The sequence below is a fragment of the Pedobacter riviphilus genome (genome assembly GCF_014692875.1).
Lineage (GTDB): Bacteria > Bacteroidota > Bacteroidia > Sphingobacteriales > Sphingobacteriaceae > Pedobacter > Pedobacter riviphilus.
This window is the reverse complement of record NZ_CP061171.1, coordinates 4,857,938-4,875,382: the sequence shown is the minus strand read 5'-3', so window position 1 is coordinate 4,875,382 and position 17,445 is coordinate 4,857,938. Positions and strand designations below refer to the sequence as shown.

Here is a 17,445-nt window from a genome sequence, read left to right as displayed (position 1 = left end):
ATGAAACCATCTAAAACCTTACTCCTTTTCCCTTTATTACTGGTTGTATTTTTTGTTCGTGCGCAAATGCCTGTGTTAAAAGTGCAACAGGCGGTAACCGTTGATCAAAAAGATGTTGTTAAACTTAAAAAGCTAAATATTGATGTGCAGATTACAGGAAATGTGGCCACAACGGTGATGACGATGACCTTTCATAATAGCAGTAATCGTATTTTAGAAGGTGAACTTACATTTCCAATGCCAGAAGGTGTTAGCATAAGCCGTTACGCTTTGGATATTAATGGGAAAATGCGAGAAGCCGTTCCGGTAGAAAAAGCTAAGGCAACAGAGGTTTTCGAAAGTATTGAGCGGCGGAGAGTTGATCCGGGTTTGCTGGAGAAGGTAGAGGGAAATAATTTCCGCACCAGAATTTATCCGCTACCGGCCAATGGTAGCAGAACCATAATTGTTGGTTATGAAGAAGAACTGAGATTTAATAATAACCATGCTTTAAAATACCATTTACCACTCGATTACAACCAGGCAATCGAAAACTTTACGCTAAAAACGACTGTTTTCGAGAGCGTTATGAAGCCAGAGCTTGGCGAACAGCCCGATGGCAGCTTCGATTTAAAGGCTAATGGGAATACCTATGTTGGAGAGATCAATAAAGCTAATTATCAACCTAAAAACGGACTGACAATTAATCTGCCAAAACGAAATGATCTAACTGAGGTGCAAATGCAAAAAGCATCAACCGGGTATTATTTTTTGGTGAATGTTTTTCCTAAAACCGAAAGCCGGAAAAAACAGTGGAGTAATCAAATAGGTTTAATATGGGATGTTTCTTTAAGTGGTCTTCAGCGCAATACCGAGAAGGAAATAGAACTGTTAGATTTGATTATTAAACAAAAACAAAATTTAACCATACAGTTAGGCTTAGTTAATAATGGTTTTAAAAACGCTGGCACTTTTGTTATCTCGAATGGTAACTGGACACAGTTAAAAGATAAACTGAAGAATCTTGTATATGATGGAGGAACAAATTTCAGTGCTATAAACACCAAAAGTCTGCAGGCCGATGAATATATTTTATTTACCGATGGGTTATCTACATTCGGGAAAAGTACGGTTAGTTTAAATAAGCCTGTGCATTGTATCAATTCAGCCCTTAAGGCAGATTATAGTACATTGAAATTTATCAGCATGAAAACTGGTGGGCAATTTGTAAACCTCAATTCCACTTCAGTTGCCGAGGCATTTAAACAATTGAACCAGCAAAATCTTCAGTTTTTAGGGATTAAAAACGGAGCAGATGTAAGGCAGACTTATCCCTCGATGAAGGTAAATGTAAATGGACATTTCTCTTTAGCCGGTATTATGAATGAGTTTAATACCCAATTTACGTTACAATTTGGTTTTGGAAATACGGTTGTTTCAGAACAGGTTGTTCGGTTAAACGCCACTGAACATACTTTAAGCAGTATTGATGTTAGCCGTGTTTGGGCACAGAAGAAAATTGCCGAAATGGATATTCAATATGAAGATAATAAGGATGATATTAGTGTTCTGAGCAAACAGTTTGGTATCGTTACCCGCAATACCAGCCTCATTGTATTAGAAAACCTTGATGATTATTTGCGTTATGATATTGCACCTCCTATTGAATTGCAACAGGCCTATAATGCGGTTTTAAAGCAGCGAAGAGCCGCTATTTTGGAGCGTAAACAAGATTTGATCAATGCGGCGGTAGCTATGACGAAAGATTTAAAAAACTGGTGGAATACTGATTTTTACTATAAAGCACAAGGCAAGACGAAAGAGAGATACCCTGATCCGGAACAAAGGGATGCGCATGGAGATCCTGGTGCTAATATTGTAATGGCCGAACCTGCCAGAGAGAGCCGGAGAAGAGAAGTTGCGAAAGCGGCTGAAATGGTCGTTCCATCTTTGCCACAAGCGGTAGCTCTTGCCCCTGCTACCGGGGCTGCAAGAATGGATAAAGAAACGAATCAACTAAATGAAGTGGTCGTTGTCGGTTATGCCGCTCAACAAAAAAGAGCTGTTACCGGATCGGTCACAACCATTAGGGGGACTGCCTCAAGTGGTTTTCTTGAGGGCAAAGCTGCAGGGGTTCAAGTGGCAAAAACCACGCTGGCTCCCCAACAACCAGCTATCGTGATCCCCGAATTTAAAAGTGATAAGGATTATATGAAAAATCTGGTTGGAAAGCCAGATAGTGCTTATCAGGCTTATTTAAAAATGCGTTCTGGTTACATGAGTACGCCAATGTTTTATTTCGATGTGGCCAATTGGTTTTATCAACAGAAAGATAGTGTTAGGGCGCTGACCATTTTAAGTAATATTGCCGATCTGGAGTTGGAAAATGCTGATCTGTACAAAACACTGGCTTACAAATTAAAACAAACGGGTAATTATAAGGATGAGATTTTTATCACCCAAAAAGTTTTGCAATGGCGGCCAATGGATGCTCAAAGTTATCGCGATTATGCGCTGGCACTGGCAGATAATGGGCAATACCAAGCCGCACTTGATAATTTGTATAAAGTGCTTACTCAAAGTTATAACAGCCAGATTGCGGATAGAGATCAAGGAATCGAGGAGATTGTGATATCCGAAATCAATAACTTGATAGCAAAACATGGCAATAACCTAAGTACTAAAGAGATTGATAAAAGGTTAATCCAGCCATTACCTGTAGATGTACGCGTAGTGTTAAACTGGAATAAAAATGATACTGATATCGATCTATGGCTAACCGATCCAACTGGTGAAAAAGGATTTTATGGAAATTCGAGAACAAAAATAGGTGGGAGGATTAGCAACGATTTTACTTCAGGTTATGGCCCCGAACAGTTTATGATCAAGAAGGCTATTAAGGGAAAATATAAAATCGAAGTGAATTATTATGGCGATAGGCAGATTAATATTAGCGGACCAACAACCGTAACCGCCGAGATATATACCCGATATGCAACAGATAAACAACAAAGAAAGGTAATCGTACTACCATTGGCTGCTGGAAGTGGTGGCGGAAATTTTGTAGGGGAGTTTAATTTTTAAGGGGATTACACCGATTAAAAGGTTTCACAGATTTGAGTTGTCAACTTTAATAGCCTAACCGCTAGAAAGTTGACAACGCTGTATTATTCCTAAATCGTAGTTTTTGAACAAAAGCGTTAGCTTATATGGTGAAGAACTTCTTTAAGAAAGCGTTTATAGCAATAAGCCCGCTACCTCTTCCCAGCTATTAACGCGCTCGTATTCGGTTATTAATAAATTATGAGGAGAGGTAAATAACAATGGCCTACCTGCAAAATTCACAAAGTTTTTAATGCGGTCGTCTATTATAACATCAACATTCACGATTTTATTTCCGCAGAACATGATATGTTGCCAATCGATGAAAGGAAAATGTTCGGTCATCCAGTCGTACTTATCAACCAAAGAGTTGCGGAACTCCATTGCTGCCGAAACAATGTAAACATCATATTTTTCTTGTAAAGCTTTAATTACCCGTTGGCTATCTGCAATAACTTCAAGATCGCGAAAAAAACCGGGTTCATTTATATATTCGAACCATTTCTGGTTAATAGCTTGTGGAACATGGTGGTAGATTTCGTTTCCGGCATCAATTTTTAAATCCAAAGGAATGTTAAAGTCTCGATTATATAGTTTAATAAATTTTCCAAGGGCATCGGCAATCACCTCGTCCATATCAATCGCAATTCTCTCCATTTTGTATCTGCAAATATTTTGGCGTAAATATCCTGAAAACAAAGAAATTAAACTATGTTTTTAATTTACAGTATTTTAGTTATCTTTGCAGCCCCGCAGCATGAAGCTCCGGGAACTATGTTGAATACATAAATACAAAAAGAAATGGCAACTAAAATCAGATTGCAAAGATTCGGTAAAAAAGGAAAACCTTTTTTCCACGTTGTGGTAGCAGATTCTCGCGCTCCACGTGATGGTAAATTTATTGAGCGTTTAGGTTCTTATAACCCAAATACCAATCCTGCTACCATCGAAATTAACTTCGAAAAAACTTTAGCTTGGGTTAACAGTGGTGCAGAACCAACTGATACTGCTCGTGCTATCCTTTCTTACAAAGGTGTTTTATACAAAAAACACTTAGAAGGTGGTGTTAAAAAAGGAGCTTTAACTCAAGAACAAGCAGATGAAAAATTTGCAGCTTGGTTAGATGCTAAAGCAGGTAAAATTTCTGGTAAATCAGAAAGTTTAGCTACTTCTAAAGCAGATGCGCGTAAAGCAGCATTAGCAGCAGAAGCTAAGAAAAAAGAAGATAAAGCAGCAGCTATCGCAGCTAAAAATGCACCAGTTGCAGAAGAGGTTGTGGAAGAAGAAGTTACTGAAGAAGCACCAGCTGTTGAAGCTGAAGCAACTGAAGAGGCTCCTGCAGCAGAAGCTACTAAAGAAGAAGGAGCAGAATAATTTTAATTATTTTGTTTCATAAATAGCGTTTCGGATATTCGGAACGCTATTTTTATTTAAAAGATATTATTATTTACAGTTCGTCATGCTGTCCCGATGTTATATCGGAATCAACATCTTTCTTGTCATAGATCCTGAAATAAATTCAGGATGACGTTACTTTTAAGGGCACATTAGTCGCAATGAAACACGAAGAAGCATTTTATATTGGTTACGTTACCAAAACAAGGGGTTTAAAGGGAGAAGTTCAGGTATTTTTCGAATTTGATGAATACGAACAACTCGAATTTGATGTGGTATTTGCCGATATGAACGGTAAGCTTGTTCCCTACTTTGTGGCTTCGGCAAAACTGCAGGCCAATAAAACAGGTTACTTTAATTTTGATGATGCTGATCATATCGATAAAGTACAACCACTATTAAAAAAGAAATTATACCTGCCCCTATCGCAAATGCCCGAACGCGAAGAAGGAGAATTTTTCTATACCGATTTTAAAGGTTATTTAGCAATAGATGAAACTTTGGGAGAATTGGGCGAAATTTTGGAAGTAAACGAATATCCGCAGCAATTTGTGGCTACAGTGATGTATAAAGAAACCGAAATCCTGTTCCCGCTAAATGAAGACTTTATTGTAGAATACGATGAGGATGAAAAAACATTAAACCTCGATTTACCTGAAGGATTGCTTGACGTTTATTTAGCGCAATAGTAGCTTTAACAAGAAACTTTTTTTCCGGTTTTTCGTTCTATCTGTTATGAGGTATTTACTTATCATCGCAGTAATTCTTTTTTCTGGCTGCAATCAAACCAAACAAAATGATCAGGCCGGAAATAAAAACGCTTTTAATAAAGCACAAAAGATAACCCAAAAAGATTCGATCCAAAAAGTTGCTGTCCTAGTATTAAAGGCTTTAAAAGCAAAAGATTACAGCCGTTTTACTTCCTACTTCCACCCTGCTGAAGGTGTGCGCTTCTCTCCTTACGGTTTTATAGATTTTACACATAAACAAATCCTGGCCAAAGATTTTTTAGAAGCCATTGATAAACATTGGATATTAACCTGGGGGCATTTCGATGGATCAGGAGAAGCAATTAAGCTAAGGATTAAACCTTACATCGATCGTTATATTTACAATGCCGATTATTTGGCTGCAGAGAAAAAAGACTACGATTCTTTTATCGGTAATGGCAATTCTATCAATAATCTCAAAGAGATTTATCCTCAACTTCATTTTACGGAATATTATTTCAGTGGTTTTGATCAAAAATATAATGGTTTAGACTGGAGCAGTTTGAGGCTTGTTTTTAAAAAATATCAGAATAATTATTATTTAGTTGCTGTAATACACGATCAGTGGACAGCCTAGAAACAGTAAAATTCTATTTCGGACTAAAGACTAAAGACTTACCTTTGCAGCATGCGTTTCGATATTATAACAGTTTTGCCCGCTTTACTAGAAAGTCCGTTTGCTCATTCTATTTTGCAACGTGCACAAAAAAAAGGCATTGCCGAAATTGTTGTGCATAACCTGAGGGATTATGCTACCAACAAACAAAAAAGTGTAGACGATTATCAATATGGCGGAGGTAGCGGTATGGTAATGAGTATTGAGCCTTTTGCGGCTTGTATCGAAAAACTTCAGGCAGAAAGAGAATACGATGAGATTATTTTCATGAGCCCCGACGGTGTTACTTTAAACCAGAGCACAGCTAACGAACTCTCTATTAAAAAGAATATCATTATTTTGTGTGGCCATTACAAAGGCATAGATCAGCGTATACGGGATATCTTTGTAACCAGAGAGATATCGGTGGGCGATTATGTTTTGAGTGGAGGAGAGCTGCCTGCTGCAATTGTGGTAGATGCTGTTGTGCGTTTAATCCCAGGTGTTTTGAATGATGAAACTTCGGCCCTATCCGATAGTTTTCAGGGAGAGCTGCTTGATGCGCCAGTTTATACCCGCCCGGCAGACTGGCGTGGACATAAAGTGCCCGATGTTTTATTAAGCGGCCATGAGGCTAAAGTGAACGAATGGAGGCATGAACAGGCCTTAGAGCGAACTAAAACGCGTCGCCCTGATCTTTTGGAATAGAAGCATTTAGCTCAATCGAATGTGGAATTCATAAAGATTGTGGAAAAAATTAAAATAGGTTTTTTTATATGAAAAAAAATCCCTAATATTGCAATCCGATTTTCAAGGTAAAGAAAGTTGGTTTAATAGCTTAAAATCATGGATTTAGTAAAATTTGTTGAAGAGCAGGCCATCGCGAAAAAAGATTTTCCTGCGTTCAAGTCTGGCGATACAGTGAGCGTACACTATAAAATTCGCGAAGGTAATAAAGAACGTGTTCAAATTTACCAAGGTGTTGTAATACAACGTAACAGTGCAGGTGCTAACGAAACCTTCACCGTTCGTAAAATGAGCAACGGCGTTGGTGTTGAGCGTATTTTCCCTTTTAGTTCTCCAAACATTGAGAAAGTAGAAGTGAATAGCTATGGTAAAGTTCGTAGAGCGAAATTGTTCTATTTACGTGCTTTAACTGGTAAAGCTGCTCGTATCAAATCTTTGAGAAAATAATATTCTTTATTATAAGATATAGCCTTCACGATTAATTTCGTGGAGGTTTTTTTGTTTGTACCTTTATCAAATGTTAAATTCTGCTTTTTTCGACCAAGTTTTTTGGGGCAACACCGTAAAAGCCTATTTCCTTTTCGGAGGGATACTTTTTTTAGGCTTAGTTTTTAAGAACATTGTTTCTAAGCTGTTAAGCAGGTTGCTGTTTAAGCTTTTCAGAAACTTTTCCAATCAATCGCATAACGATGCTTTTGTTGCCTTACTGCTAAAACCCATTGAGGTTTTTATCCTGTTAACTACGCTTTACCTTTCCATTAACCAGTTAAAACACCCGTTAGAGGTGGCTATATTTCATTACAGCAAATTAATCGGCAAGGTTAAAGAGTTAATCCCAGTAACCATCGGCGATTGTATCGACCGGATATTTTTGTTTGGGATCATCCTATCTATTTTTTGGATTATTTTAAGGATAATCGACTTCATTAGCCACGTGCTTCTGTATAAAGCTTCGCTTACGGGTAACAAGGCCGACGATCAATTGGTGCCCTTTTTAAAAGAACTGTTTAAAACGATTGTAATCTTTATCGGTTTTTTCACCCTCCTTGGTTTTGTTTTCGAAGTTAATGTATTAACGCTGATTACCGGCTTGGGTATTGGTGGTATTGCCATTGCTTTGGCTGCTAAAGAGAGCTTAGAGAACTTAATAGGCTCATTCACCATCTTTTTAGATAAACCTTTTACTGTTGGCGACCTGGTAAAGGTTGATGGTGTGGAAGGTACAGTTGAAAAGGTTGGTTTTAGGAGTACAAGAATCAGAACTTCCGAAAAAACCATGGCTACCCTGCCCAATAGGGGCATGATTGATGGGGTTTTAGAAAACCTTTCGTTACGGAATTCGCGTAAGGTATCATTTGTGATTGGGCTTACCTACGAAACCAATTCCGATTCATTAAGAAAAATTATTTCCGAAATACAGGATTATATTAACCAACATCAGGGCACCAGTGACGATGGAAATGCCTCTTTTAAAAGCTTTGGCGATTCTGGTTTGAATGTGGAAGTTAACTATTTTGTAACCGTACTTGAATATGCTGAATTCCTCAAAATCAGGCAGGAAATCAATCTCGAAATTATGGATATCGTTATTCGCAATAAATCAGATTTTGCTTATCCAACGCAACGTTTAATTAGCGATAGGCCAACTCAGGCAGGTAATCATGAAGAGGTGGGTAATGATGCTATGGATTAAAGCTGTTAAGTACCGAGATCATGCAGCTTATGTCTTACTCAATATTTTTATTTAGTAGAAAAACAAAAAGGATGTGGAAGGACAATCTTTTTTAGGTTTTTGCATTTAAAGTCTTCGACAAGCTTAGACTGATAACGGGGGATGTTAATTTAATAACATTGGTGTGTCACAGATAACAGGAATATATAATTCTGACTTCCGCGGTCTGCGTCCTCACAGACAGCTAAAAAATCTCGAAAGAGGTGCGCTATAATCAAAAAGCCGACTTAGTATAAACTAAATCGGCTTTTATTATAATTGTATTTTTCTTTTAACTTAGGGTAGCTAGGGTAGTTATTCCACCTTTTACAACCTGGTTAAGTTCTACGTTCACTTTTGTGCCTACTGGTAAAAATACATCAACCCTTGATCCGAATTTAATAAAACCAAATTGTTCGGTTTGTACAACTTGATCTCCTTCTTTTACATACCATACAATTCTACGTGCCAATGCACCAGCAATTTGACGGAATAATATAGACGTGCCGTTTTTATGTTCGACAACGGTTGTAGTACGTTCGTTTTCTGTTGAAGATTTTGGATTCCACGCGGCAAGATATTTTCCTGGGTGATATTTGAAGAACTTGACCACTCCCGAAATCGGGTTACGGTTAATGTGAACGTTTATAGGCGACATAAAAATCGAAACCTGTAAACGTTTATCCTTAAAGTATTCGCCTTCTTCTGTTTCTTCAATTACCACCACTTTCCCATCTGCAGGGCAAATAACCAGGTTTTCTCCGGAAGAAAAGCTGCGGCTAGGGTTGCGGAAAAACTGTAATACAATGATAAATAATGCAGCTGAAAATAGATAAATGAACCAGCGCAACCAGGTGATATCATGGTATTTATAATCGACTATTGCGTTGATTACGAAAATAAACAAGATGCTTAAGGCAATGGTGGTGTAGCCTTCTTTATGTATGGTCATTGTTTTAGAAATTATTGCGCAAAGGTGCGAAAAATAAATTAATCCAATCTAAAAATTATGCTCCGGTTGCTCTGTAAATATCCGTCAGGTTTCTGCCAAGGCCGTTATAATCCAATCCATAACCCACAACAAACTCGTTAGGTATTTCAAAACCAACGTATTCTAGCGCTTTAATTTCGTGTTTTAAAGCACTTGGCTTAAGTAAAAGAGAAGCTACTTTAACTGACGCCGGATTTTTTTCATTTATCGTTTTTAAAATATGCGTTAAGGTTAAGCCGGTATCAACAATATCTTCCACAATGATAATATCTCTACCTTCGATGTTATCTGGTAATCCGATCAGTTCTTTTACATTTCCCGAACTTGCTGTTCCCTGGTAAGAAGCTACACGCATAAAAGCAACTTCGCAAGGTACATTAATCTCTTTAATCAAATCTGCCATAAATAGGAAACTTCCATTTAGTATACCAATAAATAGCGGGCATTTACCCTCATAGTCCACATTCATCTGGATGCCTAGCAAACGGATCCTTTTGTTTAGGGTATCATTTTCTAAAAATATCTCGAACTCTTTATCCTCTACTTTTATTTTGTGCATTTTGATGTTAAATAGTTTAAATGTTGGAAAGTTGTAACCTGCTAACCGCCAATTAAAAACTGGTTTCGGCTAATTATATATTGTTTAACGGGTTAATCGTTGGATTAACTAAAAACTGTAAGCTGTCAATTGAAAACTGCCTACTGCTGACTTTTCTCCAGTTCCTTTTGGCGTCTTCGCTCTTCCCTTCGCTCCTGTCTCAATTGTTTTTTGGTTTTAGTAGTATCGGCAGGTGTGGTGGCCTGTTTATTTGTTGTTGTATCTTTTTTAGATCCGCCACCAAAAAGGCGCTCAAAGAAATTTTTATTTTTATCGTGTACAATTACCACAGGCAGGCCATCTCCATCATCGTCAAATGCAGAGGTATCAACCACAGCAGTATCAGGCGCCAAGTAACGACGGAGTCCTTCTCTCAGGCGAACATTGTAAAAGCCATAACCTGAGGTATCGCTAGGTGTTAAGCCTTTTCTGGCCATAATATTACCCATAAACCTGAAGTAGTTGAACATATAAGGTTTTAGGCTGCCATCAGCCATGAATTTATACATCGATGCTTTTGGTTTAGGTACAATACTGGCCAGAAACAATCCATCTCCAATGGTTAAATCGGCAGGTTGTTTTCCAAAATAATACCGTGATGCTTCCCCAATCCCATAAATATTCTGTCCCAGTTCCATGATGTTGAAATATACCTCCAGCATCCGCTGTTTGCTGATCAAATGGTTATGTTCAATAAGCCAAACGATCAAAATCTCTTCGGCTTTACGGGCCAACGTTTTCTGACGACTCAAATACACATTTTTAACCAGCTGCATGCTGATGGTACTGCCTCCACGCTTAAATTTCTTTTCCTTAAAATTTACGGCGATCGATTTGCGGATCGATTCTTCAACAAAACCATTATGCGTAAAAAACGAAGGATCTTCTGCTGTTAAAACGGCATTGATAAAATTCTTTGAAATGGCCGATAATGGCGTAAAATTCGGGTTCGATGGGCCAATGGTAATATCACGCATCGGCTTGCCGTACTCGTAAGGTGTATATACAAAAGTATTGTTGATTTTTTGCAGGTTGGTTTTGCCCCACTGCACAATTTTGAAATTAACCGGTGTAAGTGTGGAGTTGAAACGCACGCTATCTGGCACTTTGGTGTCCAGGTAAAAGTTAAGGCTGTATTTAACCTTGCCTTGTACTTTTAATCCCTCAAGCGATTCAAACAAGCCTTGTGGGAAAGCATCTAAAACTCCTTGAGCATCCTGCTCTTCGGCATTTAGCTTTAACTCATATATTTTATTTTTTCCTAAAGTATATTTAACAAATGGATGGATCTGTGCATTTTTTAAATAAGCTGTTGAGGTACTGTCTAAGGCAATGTAATTAGGTCCAACTAAAATATCGGCGTCCAGTTTTGCACTTTGGATAATAATATCATTTGAAGCAATTCGAGGTTGATTGATCAACATGTTTTTAACTGACCAAGATCCAGATATCTTATAATCATCGCCACTGTATTTGGCATTTTTTAATTCTGTTTGCAAAGTATCGAAACTAAGCTTGGCATGCAGTTTATTGTTGAGGTAGGGCAATTCCAGCTTTTTTCCATCGGCATATGCCATAAAGTTTAACTCTTTACTGCCAGGATTAACGTAGCCATTAACATGCCAGGTAGATTCGTTATTGTTCACATCAATTGTTGATTTTAAATCGCCGCCATCAATCGTGGCGGTGGTTGCAAAACTCAATTTGGCAGTATCGTGATCGTTTAGTTTAAAAACCATGTTTTTCACATCCATATCGTCAGGAATTTTATATAAAACCTGATTTAAGATGTTGCTAGCTATTTCTGGCAAGTTGGCTTTTGTATTGGTTTGGGTGCTGTCTTTTTTCTTTCTTTTTAAAATGAAATCGATGTTTGTGGTCGAATCTTTAAGTACCACACTCACAAAACCATTATTCAGTTTTACTTCCGAGAGTTTTACTTTACCAAAAATGAGCGGGAAAAGTTTTACACCAACACTGAGTTCGCCAATATTAGAAAGCGTGTCCCTATCTTTAGGAACAACAGAAATATTGGTCATTTTTACGGTGCTTAACCCTGTAAAACCGACCGATCCGATTTTAACCTCCAAGCCATAATCCTTGTCGGCCTTGGCAATTGCTTTAGCCACCATTTTTTTAAGAAGTGCTTCCCTTTTGCTATAGGCAACCGCACCTAAAGCAATACAAACAACTAAAAAAACACCTAAAACCCAGGCTCCGATTTTTAAATATTTTTTGGGGATCTTAATTTTTGGTATTCGCATATAGTCGTTAAAATGGTTAATTGCTTAAACGTAACAATTAAATGTTTATTTCGTGTTAAAATTACAGTTAAAAAGCCTAAATAAAAGTATTTGTGGCTATGTTTTGTTAATTTTGAATTTAAATTAATACCATGCAGATTAGCCCGCAACAAGTTTTAGATGCGCTTAAAAATGTTGAAGATCCCGATCTTAAAAAAGATCTGGTTACTTTAAACATGATTAAAGATTTACAGATAACAGATAACCAGGTCAATTTTACATTAGAGCTTACTACGCCGGCTTGTCCGATGAAGGAAATGCTAAAAAATGCCTGTACAAATGCCATCAAGCATTTTGTATCGCCAACGGCAGAAGTAATGATCAATGTAACTTCGAGGGTTACTCAGCCAAGTAATTCATCATCATTAGATAACATCAAAAACATTATTTTGGTTTCGTCTGGTAAAGGAGGGGTTGGTAAATCGACTGTGGCGAGTAATCTGGCAGTAGTATTGGCTAAAGATGGTGCTAAAGTTGGCCTTATCGATGCCGATATTTATGGCCCATCGGTACCAACCATGTTCGATCTGGTTGATGCTAAGCCGGGCGCAGAAGAAACTGCTGATGGTAAAACGAAAATTTTACCAATCGAAAAATACGGAATAAAGCTATTGTCCCTAGGTTTTTTTGCAGATCCCGGCCAGCCGGTGCCATGGCGTGGCCCAATGGCATCTAATGCAGTAAAACAATTATTTAACGATACCAATTGGGGAGAGCTGGATTATCTGATTGTAGATCTTCCACCGGGAACAGGCGATATACACATCACTATTACACAGAGTTTCCCGATTTCGGGAGCGGTTGTGGTTACTACACCGCAACAGGTTGCACTGGCCGATACACATAAAGGTTTGGCAATGTTCAGAATGCCAGGAATCAATATCCCGATTTTAGGTGTTATAGAAAACATGTCGTATTTTACGCCAGCAGAGTTGCCGGAGAATAAATATTATATCTTCGGAAAAGGTGGCGGAACCGAGCTTGCAGCACGTTTTGATGTGCCGTTTTTAGGTGAGATTCCAATTATCCAGAGTATTTCGGAGGCAGGAGATCAAGGGAAACCGGTGGCTTTGAATCAAAATCCTTTGCTGGATGTTATATTTGGAGATATTGCAAGTAAAATTGCACAACAAATATCCATCAATAATGCGCAAATGGTGAATTGCTAAAAAATTACTATTTTTATAAATTAAAATATATATAATGAATTTAACAGAACAAGTAGAACAGGCATTGGAAACTATCAGGCCGTATTTAAAGGCTGATGGAGGTGATGTTTCTGTTGAAGAAATTACATCTGAAGGAACAGTAAAGCTTAAGCTTTTAGGCAACTGTGGTTCTTGCCCGATGAGTTTCATGACTATGAAATCTGGTATCGAACAAGCCATTATGAAAGCCGTTCCTCAGATCACTTCAGTAGTTGCCGTTAACATGGCCGAGCAAGAATAAGCTTTAACACTATTTAACAAGGAAGTTTTATTAATAAAATTACTTTTGTCTTAATGAGATATTGTATTGCCCTGATTTGCTTAATTTTTTCTGTTACCGCTTTTGCACAACAAAAGCCGGCACAGGATAAACTCATCCAATTTTCTGGGATTATTACCGATATCGATAGCTCAAACGTAATACCTTATGTTACCATCACCAATCTTTCTGCCAAGAGTAAAAGGGTTGGTGCCGATTACAGGGGATATTTTACTTTTATTGTTAATCCGGGCGATACCATTTTGTTCACGGCCATTGGTTACAAGAAATTTTCTACAGTGATTCCAGAAAGTACACCAGACAGCAAGTACACGATTATGGTTAAGTTGAAAGCCAATGTAATCGATTTACCATCGGTACGTGTTTTCCCTTGGGCAACAACAGAAGAGTTTACCCGCGAGTTTTTATCGATGAAACTGGCGGATGATGATATGGCTATCGCCAAAAAAAACCTCTCACGCTCTTCAATAGATGGTTTAATCCAAACTTTGCCACGTGATGGGCAGGAAATCGGAAGTCAGAATTACCGGTATAATTTTGATAGGATGATTAATAAGAATATGGTGCAAACCAATCCCCTGCTTAATCCTTTCGCCTGGGGCAAGCTGATGCAGCAGATCTTTGATGGCGATAAGAGCCGGAATAATTAGTCGGGAGTCTTAAGTCCAAAGTCCTTAGTCTTGGATGCAGAACAGTTTCTTCAGTAAACGAATTAGTCTCGTGGGGTCGTCATCGACTGAAGCGAAGCGAAATAGAGAAATCTATAAGCGCAAGGCAATATTTACATATAAAATCCTTCGGATCTCCATCGATCCACTAAGCCTCCCCATTAACGGAACTCTCGAAATCCTTTGTTTTAAGATTTACTTTTAACATAAAGTAGCATTTACCACCATCTTCAACATCTATTCTTTCTTTTTTCCAGTCAACATTAAAAGTGTGGCACATGCAATAAATTACAACTTCCTTTTCTCCTTTGCTATTGGTTGTTGGTGTGTATTGGCGTTTGTAATCTTTAAGATTTATTAGAAAGTTCTTTTTGTCGTCATTAGGCGAAAGTAAACTTAGGATATGCTTATTATAGTCTTCAGCAAATTTTAACAGAATTTTATCTATTTCTTTTAGATCAGTTGAGGTCAACTGGGCCGATTTTCTAAAAGCAGCGTTTTTTTTGAAGGGGATTATTGCAATGTATGAAGTGTCGATTTCTGGCCCATTATCATAGCTATATTGAGGTTTGGGCGAATTTGTTTGTTGGCAGCTAATCAGGCTGATGATCGTAAAGATAACGAAACAACCTTTTCTTAATAACTGCCAACAACTTTTCATGGCATTATCTTTTTTTGCTCTTGTTTGGAAACTTCATTTTGTAATCTGTTTTGATATTTCCTTTTGAAATCGCATCCAGTTTGCTTTTAAGCATGGTTTTACGAAGAACACTTACTTTATCAGTAAATAATTTACCTTCAATGTGGTCGTATTCATGTTGGATTACACGTGCTGGCATTCCATCAACATCATCAGTATGCTCTACCCAGTTTTCATCAAAATAAGTAATCTTGATGTTGGGTTTGCGCATAATATTTTCGCGGATATCAGGAATACTTAAGCAGCCTTCGTTGAAACTCCAGGCCTCTCCCGTTTCTTCCAGAATCTCTGCATTGATAAATACTTTCTTATAGCCCGGCGTACCGTCTTCGCCATCACCTGTATCTACAATAAACAAACGTATGGGTAAACCAATTTGAGGGGCAGCTAAGCCTACACCATTTGCATAATACATGGTGTCGAACATATCACTGATCAATTGTTTTAATTCTGGATAATCTTTATCAATATCGGCTCCCACCTTTTTTAAAACAGGATCGCCGTAAGCTACTATTGGTAATTTCATTGTATTATATTTATGTCATCCGCCATTGCGAGGCACGAAGCAATGATGGAAAAGTAAAGCAATGCAAAAGCATTTTTTACAAAAATAAGAATTATTCCTCTATTGGGCAGAAAGTAAAGATATTCAGTTGCTCGATATTTAAAATCTCATCGGTAACTTCTGCCATTTGTTTGGTGGTAACTGCATTTATTTTCTCGAAAACAGTTTCCAGAGAATCGATTTTGTTGTGATCAATCAGGCTTTTTGCCATTGAAATGATTAAACCGATCCTGTTTTCTTCACCCAAAGCAATCTGTCCGATAAATTTGTTTTTGGCTTTTTGAAGCTGTACCTCGTTTAAAGGATGTTCTCTGAGCTTTTTAATCTCCTTAAAAATTAAAGAGAGTGCTTTGGCCTGTTTTTCTTTATCCGTTCCGAAATAAATAGAAAAAATACCGGTATCACTTAAAGGCGAAAAATTAGATTCGATGGTATAAGCAATGCCATATTTTTCTCTGATCTGCAGATTTAATACCGAACTCATACCATTGCCGCCAAAGTAATTATTTAACAGCATTAAAGGCACCTTTTGCAATTGGTGTGTAGAATATGCCTGCGTGCCTAAAATGCAGTGTGCCTGCATAATCGGCTTATAAATAGTAGTATTGCTTTGCGGAAGTATATTGGGTTTTACCCTTACTTTATCTGGATTGTTCTCTTCAACATCAGCAAAATGTTTGCTTCCTTTATTTATAACACTATTTAAGGTATAATTGCCTAGAACTGCCACCACAATTTCGTTGGTGCGGTAATTCGCTTTTCTAAAATTAATTACATCCTCACGGGTAAAATGCTGAACGGATTCGGTTGTGCCTAAAATATTGTTGCCCAAAGCATGGCCAGCGAAAAGCATATCTTCAAAATCATCATTAATAGCTTCTTCGGGTTGATCCAGATAAGAAGAAATTTCATCCAGGATTACACTTTTCTCTTTGTCCATTTCTTCTTCGGGAAAAGTAGAATGGAAGAGTATATCATTGAAAAGATCCAGTGTTCTATCTAAATATGGATTTAAAAAAGAAGCGTGCACACAGGTATATTCTTTCGTGGTATAGGCATTTAAATCTGCCCCAACACTCTCTAAACGATTTAATATCTGGTTAGTGCTCCGTTTTTCGGTACGCTTAAAAATCAAATGCTCAATAAAGTGTGCTAAACCCGCTTTGCCCTCAGGCTCGTCTCGCGATCCTGCGTTGACGATGATGCATGCGTGAGATATAGCTGAGGCTGAAGGTACGTGCAATAAGCGTATGCCGTTTGGCAAAGTGTGAACATTGTATTCCATTGAGGGGCAAAGATAAGGCTAATTGCTTACAATGACTCGGTATCCGGGTATTGCAATTGTAAAGCGGAAATCAATTTATCTCTGGTTGGCCTTTTAAGTATTAAAAAGATAAAGTTAGCAGCCCCGAATATTAAAAAAAATGAATTACGTGTCATAAAAAAACCAACTATGTTGAATAGCGCACCACCTTCTAGCATTGCTGCGCTAATGATAAATGCACTTTGATACATGTTGATCTTAGTCTCAGCTGTTGCGTTTTTGTCGATTTTTGCCATTAAATTTCTGTGAAAAAAGATGCTTGCCGAAATGGTAATCAATCCCATAATTGGAAATATTGGGTTAAAAGGCGAAGTGGTTTTGGGGTTCGCATCAAAAAACATGATTTCGCGGTTGAGAAAGATGGTTACTAATGCAAATAGGAAAACGCCGGAGCATAAAGCAAGGTGGATAATCTGGAGTGTTTTTAGTTTGGTGTTCATTGTGGGTAAAATATATGTGATTTGTTAAAGAGCGATCGTCATTCTCGCGCAGGCGGGAATCTTAAAGCC

The 17,445-nt window shown here is 37.9% G+C and carries 18 protein-coding genes; 10 read left to right on the top strand and 8 right to left on the bottom strand.

Annotation, left to right across the window (positions count from 1 at the left end; translation table 11 throughout):
* Positions 1 to 3,063, top strand: coding sequence for a VIT domain-containing protein (locus H9N25_RS20020; RefSeq protein ID WP_190327010.1), 3,063 nt, complete (start codon positions 1 to 3; stop codon positions 3,061 to 3,063).
* Between the two features lie 153 nt (positions 3,064 to 3,216).
* Here H9N25_RS20020 and H9N25_RS20015 read toward each other — a convergent pair whose 3' ends face one another.
* Positions 3,217 to 3,738: a 5' nucleotidase, NT5C type gene (locus tag H9N25_RS20015; protein WP_223833453.1), complete on the bottom strand. Its 522-nt coding sequence runs from the start codon at positions 3,736 to 3,738 to the stop codon at positions 3,217 to 3,219.
* A gap of 144 nt (positions 3,739 to 3,882) precedes the next feature.
* On the opposite strand from H9N25_RS20015, the gene H9N25_RS20010 reads away from it, so the two are divergent.
* The 6 genes from H9N25_RS20010 (at position 3,883) to H9N25_RS19985 (ending at position 8,281) form a co-directional block, all read left to right on the top strand.
* Positions 3,883 to 4,455, top strand: a complete 573-nt coding sequence (locus H9N25_RS20010; protein WP_190327009.1) for a 30S ribosomal protein S16 — start codon at positions 3,883 to 3,885, stop codon at positions 4,453 to 4,455.
* 182 nt (positions 4,456 to 4,637) lie between these two features.
* Positions 4,638 to 5,165 carry a ribosome maturation factor RimM gene (rimM, locus tag H9N25_RS20005; RefSeq protein ID WP_167295873.1) on the top strand — a complete coding sequence of 176 codons (528 nt, stop codon included), beginning with the start codon at positions 4,638 to 4,640 and terminating at the stop codon, positions 5,163 to 5,165.
* Between the two features lie 46 nt (positions 5,166 to 5,211).
* The gene (locus H9N25_RS20000; protein WP_190327008.1) at positions 5,212 to 5,823 is read left to right on the top strand and encodes a hypothetical protein; all 612 of its coding nucleotides are present in this window, start codon (positions 5,212 to 5,214) and stop codon (positions 5,821 to 5,823) included.
* Positions 5,824 to 5,874: 51 nt separating this feature from the next.
* Positions 5,875 to 6,549: a tRNA (guanosine(37)-N1)-methyltransferase TrmD gene (gene trmD, locus H9N25_RS19995; RefSeq protein WP_056850557.1), complete on the top strand. Its 675-nt coding sequence runs from the start codon at positions 5,875 to 5,877 to the stop codon at positions 6,547 to 6,549.
* A 138-nt stretch (positions 6,550 to 6,687) separates the two neighbouring features.
* On the top strand, positions 6,688 to 7,035 hold the full coding sequence (rplS, locus tag H9N25_RS19990) for a 50S ribosomal protein L19 (RefSeq protein ID WP_057930964.1): 348 nt from the start codon (positions 6,688 to 6,690) through the stop codon (positions 7,033 to 7,035).
* Positions 7,036 to 7,105: 70 nt separating this feature from the next.
* A complete protein-coding gene (locus tag H9N25_RS19985; RefSeq protein WP_190327007.1) occupies positions 7,106 to 8,281 on the top strand; it encodes a mechanosensitive ion channel family protein in 1,176 nt (391 codons plus the stop codon).
* Positions 8,282 to 8,591: 310 nt separating this feature from the next.
* Here the strand turns inward: H9N25_RS19985 and H9N25_RS19980 are convergent, their stop codons facing one another.
* From H9N25_RS19980 to H9N25_RS19970, 3 genes are all read right to left on the bottom strand, one after another.
* The gene (locus H9N25_RS19980; protein WP_190327006.1) at positions 8,592 to 9,251 is read right to left on the bottom strand and encodes a phosphatidylserine decarboxylase family protein; all 660 of its coding nucleotides are present in this window, start codon (positions 9,249 to 9,251) and stop codon (positions 8,592 to 8,594) included.
* Positions 9,252 to 9,306: 55 nt separating this feature from the next.
* Positions 9,307 to 9,849: a hypoxanthine phosphoribosyltransferase gene (hpt, locus tag H9N25_RS19975; protein ID WP_167295868.1), complete on the bottom strand. Its 543-nt coding sequence runs from the start codon at positions 9,847 to 9,849 to the stop codon at positions 9,307 to 9,309.
* 140 nt (positions 9,850 to 9,989) lie between these two features.
* Positions 9,990 to 12,152 (bottom strand): transglycosylase domain-containing protein, encoded by a 2,163-nt coding sequence (locus H9N25_RS19970; RefSeq protein WP_190327005.1) that lies wholly within the window; start codon positions 12,150 to 12,152, stop codon positions 9,990 to 9,992.
* Positions 12,153 to 12,283: 131 nt separating this feature from the next.
* On the opposite strand from H9N25_RS19970, the gene H9N25_RS19965 reads away from it, so the two are divergent.
* Genes H9N25_RS19965 through H9N25_RS19955 form a run of 3 tightly spaced genes read left to right on the top strand, consistent with a single transcriptional unit; the run spans position 12,284 to position 14,329 of the window.
* A complete protein-coding gene (locus H9N25_RS19965) occupies positions 12,284 to 13,360 on the top strand; it encodes an Mrp/NBP35 family ATP-binding protein (RefSeq protein WP_167295866.1) in 1,077 nt (358 codons plus the stop codon).
* A 34-nt stretch (positions 13,361 to 13,394) separates the two neighbouring features.
* Complete coding sequence (locus H9N25_RS19960; RefSeq protein ID WP_025141622.1) at positions 13,395 to 13,640, top strand: NifU family protein; 246 nt, start codon at positions 13,395 to 13,397, stop codon at positions 13,638 to 13,640.
* 53 nt (positions 13,641 to 13,693) lie between these two features.
* On the top strand, positions 13,694 to 14,329 hold the full coding sequence (locus tag H9N25_RS19955) for a carboxypeptidase-like regulatory domain-containing protein (RefSeq protein ID WP_167295865.1): 636 nt from the start codon (positions 13,694 to 13,696) through the stop codon (positions 14,327 to 14,329).
* A 166-nt stretch (positions 14,330 to 14,495) separates the two neighbouring features.
* Here H9N25_RS19955 and H9N25_RS19950 read toward each other — a convergent pair whose 3' ends face one another.
* The 4 genes from H9N25_RS19950 to H9N25_RS19935 all read right to left on the bottom strand — a co-directional run bounded on the left by H9N25_RS19950 (position 14,496) and on the right by H9N25_RS19935 (position 17,376).
* Entirely contained in the window at positions 14,496 to 15,008 is a 513-nt protein-coding gene (locus H9N25_RS19950; protein ID WP_190327004.1) for a hypothetical protein, read from the bottom strand.
* 4 nt (positions 15,009 to 15,012) lie between these two features.
* Complete coding sequence (gene def / locus H9N25_RS19945; RefSeq protein ID WP_169502697.1) at positions 15,013 to 15,573, bottom strand: peptide deformylase; 561 nt, start codon at positions 15,571 to 15,573, stop codon at positions 15,013 to 15,015.
* Between the two features lie 91 nt (positions 15,574 to 15,664).
* Positions 15,665 to 16,897 (bottom strand): M16 family metallopeptidase, encoded by a 1,233-nt coding sequence (locus H9N25_RS19940; RefSeq protein ID WP_167295863.1) that lies wholly within the window; start codon positions 16,895 to 16,897, stop codon positions 15,665 to 15,667.
* A 26-nt stretch (positions 16,898 to 16,923) separates the two neighbouring features.
* Complete coding sequence (locus H9N25_RS19935; RefSeq protein WP_167295862.1) at positions 16,924 to 17,376, bottom strand: hypothetical protein; 453 nt, start codon at positions 17,374 to 17,376, stop codon at positions 16,924 to 16,926.
* Positions 17,377 to 17,445 lie beyond the last annotated feature (69 nt).

Excerpts from the sequence above, each read along its gene's own strand:
- trmD (WP_056850557.1), top strand. The coding sequence starts at position 5,875 with ATGCGTTTCGATATTATAACAGTTTTGCCCGCTTTACTAGAAAGTCCG.
- H9N25_RS19950 (WP_190327004.1), bottom strand. The coding sequence starts at position 15,008 with ATGAAAAGTTGTTGGCAGTTATTAAGAAAAGGTTGTTTCGTTATCTTT.
- H9N25_RS20010 (WP_190327009.1), top strand. The coding sequence starts at position 3,883 with ATGGCAACTAAAATCAGATTGCAAAGATTCGGTAAAAAAGGAAAACCT.
- H9N25_RS20015 (WP_223833453.1), bottom strand. The coding sequence starts at position 3,738 with ATGGAGAGAATTGCGATTGATATGGACGAGGTGATTGCCGATGCCCTT.
- H9N25_RS19970 (WP_190327005.1), bottom strand. The coding sequence starts at position 12,152 with ATGCGAATACCAAAAATTAAGATCCCCAAAAAATATTTAAAAATCGGA.
- H9N25_RS20000 (WP_190327008.1), top strand. The coding sequence starts at position 5,212 with ATGAGGTATTTACTTATCATCGCAGTAATTCTTTTTTCTGGCTGCAAT.
- H9N25_RS19940 (WP_167295863.1), bottom strand. The coding sequence starts at position 16,897 with ATGGAATACAATGTTCACACTTTGCCAAACGGCATACGCTTATTGCAC.
- H9N25_RS19985 (WP_190327007.1), top strand. The coding sequence starts at position 7,106 with ATGTTAAATTCTGCTTTTTTCGACCAAGTTTTTTGGGGCAACACCGTA.
- H9N25_RS19960 (WP_025141622.1), top strand. The coding sequence starts at position 13,395 with ATGAATTTAACAGAACAAGTAGAACAGGCATTGGAAACTATCAGGCCG.
- H9N25_RS20020 (WP_190327010.1), top strand. The coding sequence starts at position 1 with ATGAAACCATCTAAAACCTTACTCCTTTTCCCTTTATTACTGGTTGTA.
- hpt (WP_167295868.1), bottom strand. The coding sequence starts at position 9,849 with ATGCACAAAATAAAAGTAGAGGATAAAGAGTTCGAGATATTTTTAGAA.
- def (WP_169502697.1), bottom strand. The coding sequence starts at position 15,573 with ATGAAATTACCAATAGTAGCTTACGGCGATCCTGTTTTAAAAAAGGTG.
- H9N25_RS19935 (WP_167295862.1), bottom strand. The coding sequence starts at position 17,376 with ATGAACACCAAACTAAAAACACTCCAGATTATCCACCTTGCTTTATGC.
- rplS (WP_057930964.1), top strand. The coding sequence starts at position 6,688 with ATGGATTTAGTAAAATTTGTTGAAGAGCAGGCCATCGCGAAAAAAGAT.
- H9N25_RS19955 (WP_167295865.1), top strand. The coding sequence starts at position 13,694 with ATGAGATATTGTATTGCCCTGATTTGCTTAATTTTTTCTGTTACCGCT.
- H9N25_RS19980 (WP_190327006.1), bottom strand. The coding sequence starts at position 9,251 with ATGACCATACATAAAGAAGGCTACACCACCATTGCCTTAAGCATCTTG.
- H9N25_RS19965 (WP_167295866.1), top strand. The coding sequence starts at position 12,284 with ATGCAGATTAGCCCGCAACAAGTTTTAGATGCGCTTAAAAATGTTGAA.
- rimM (WP_167295873.1), top strand. The coding sequence starts at position 4,638 with ATGAAACACGAAGAAGCATTTTATATTGGTTACGTTACCAAAACAAGG.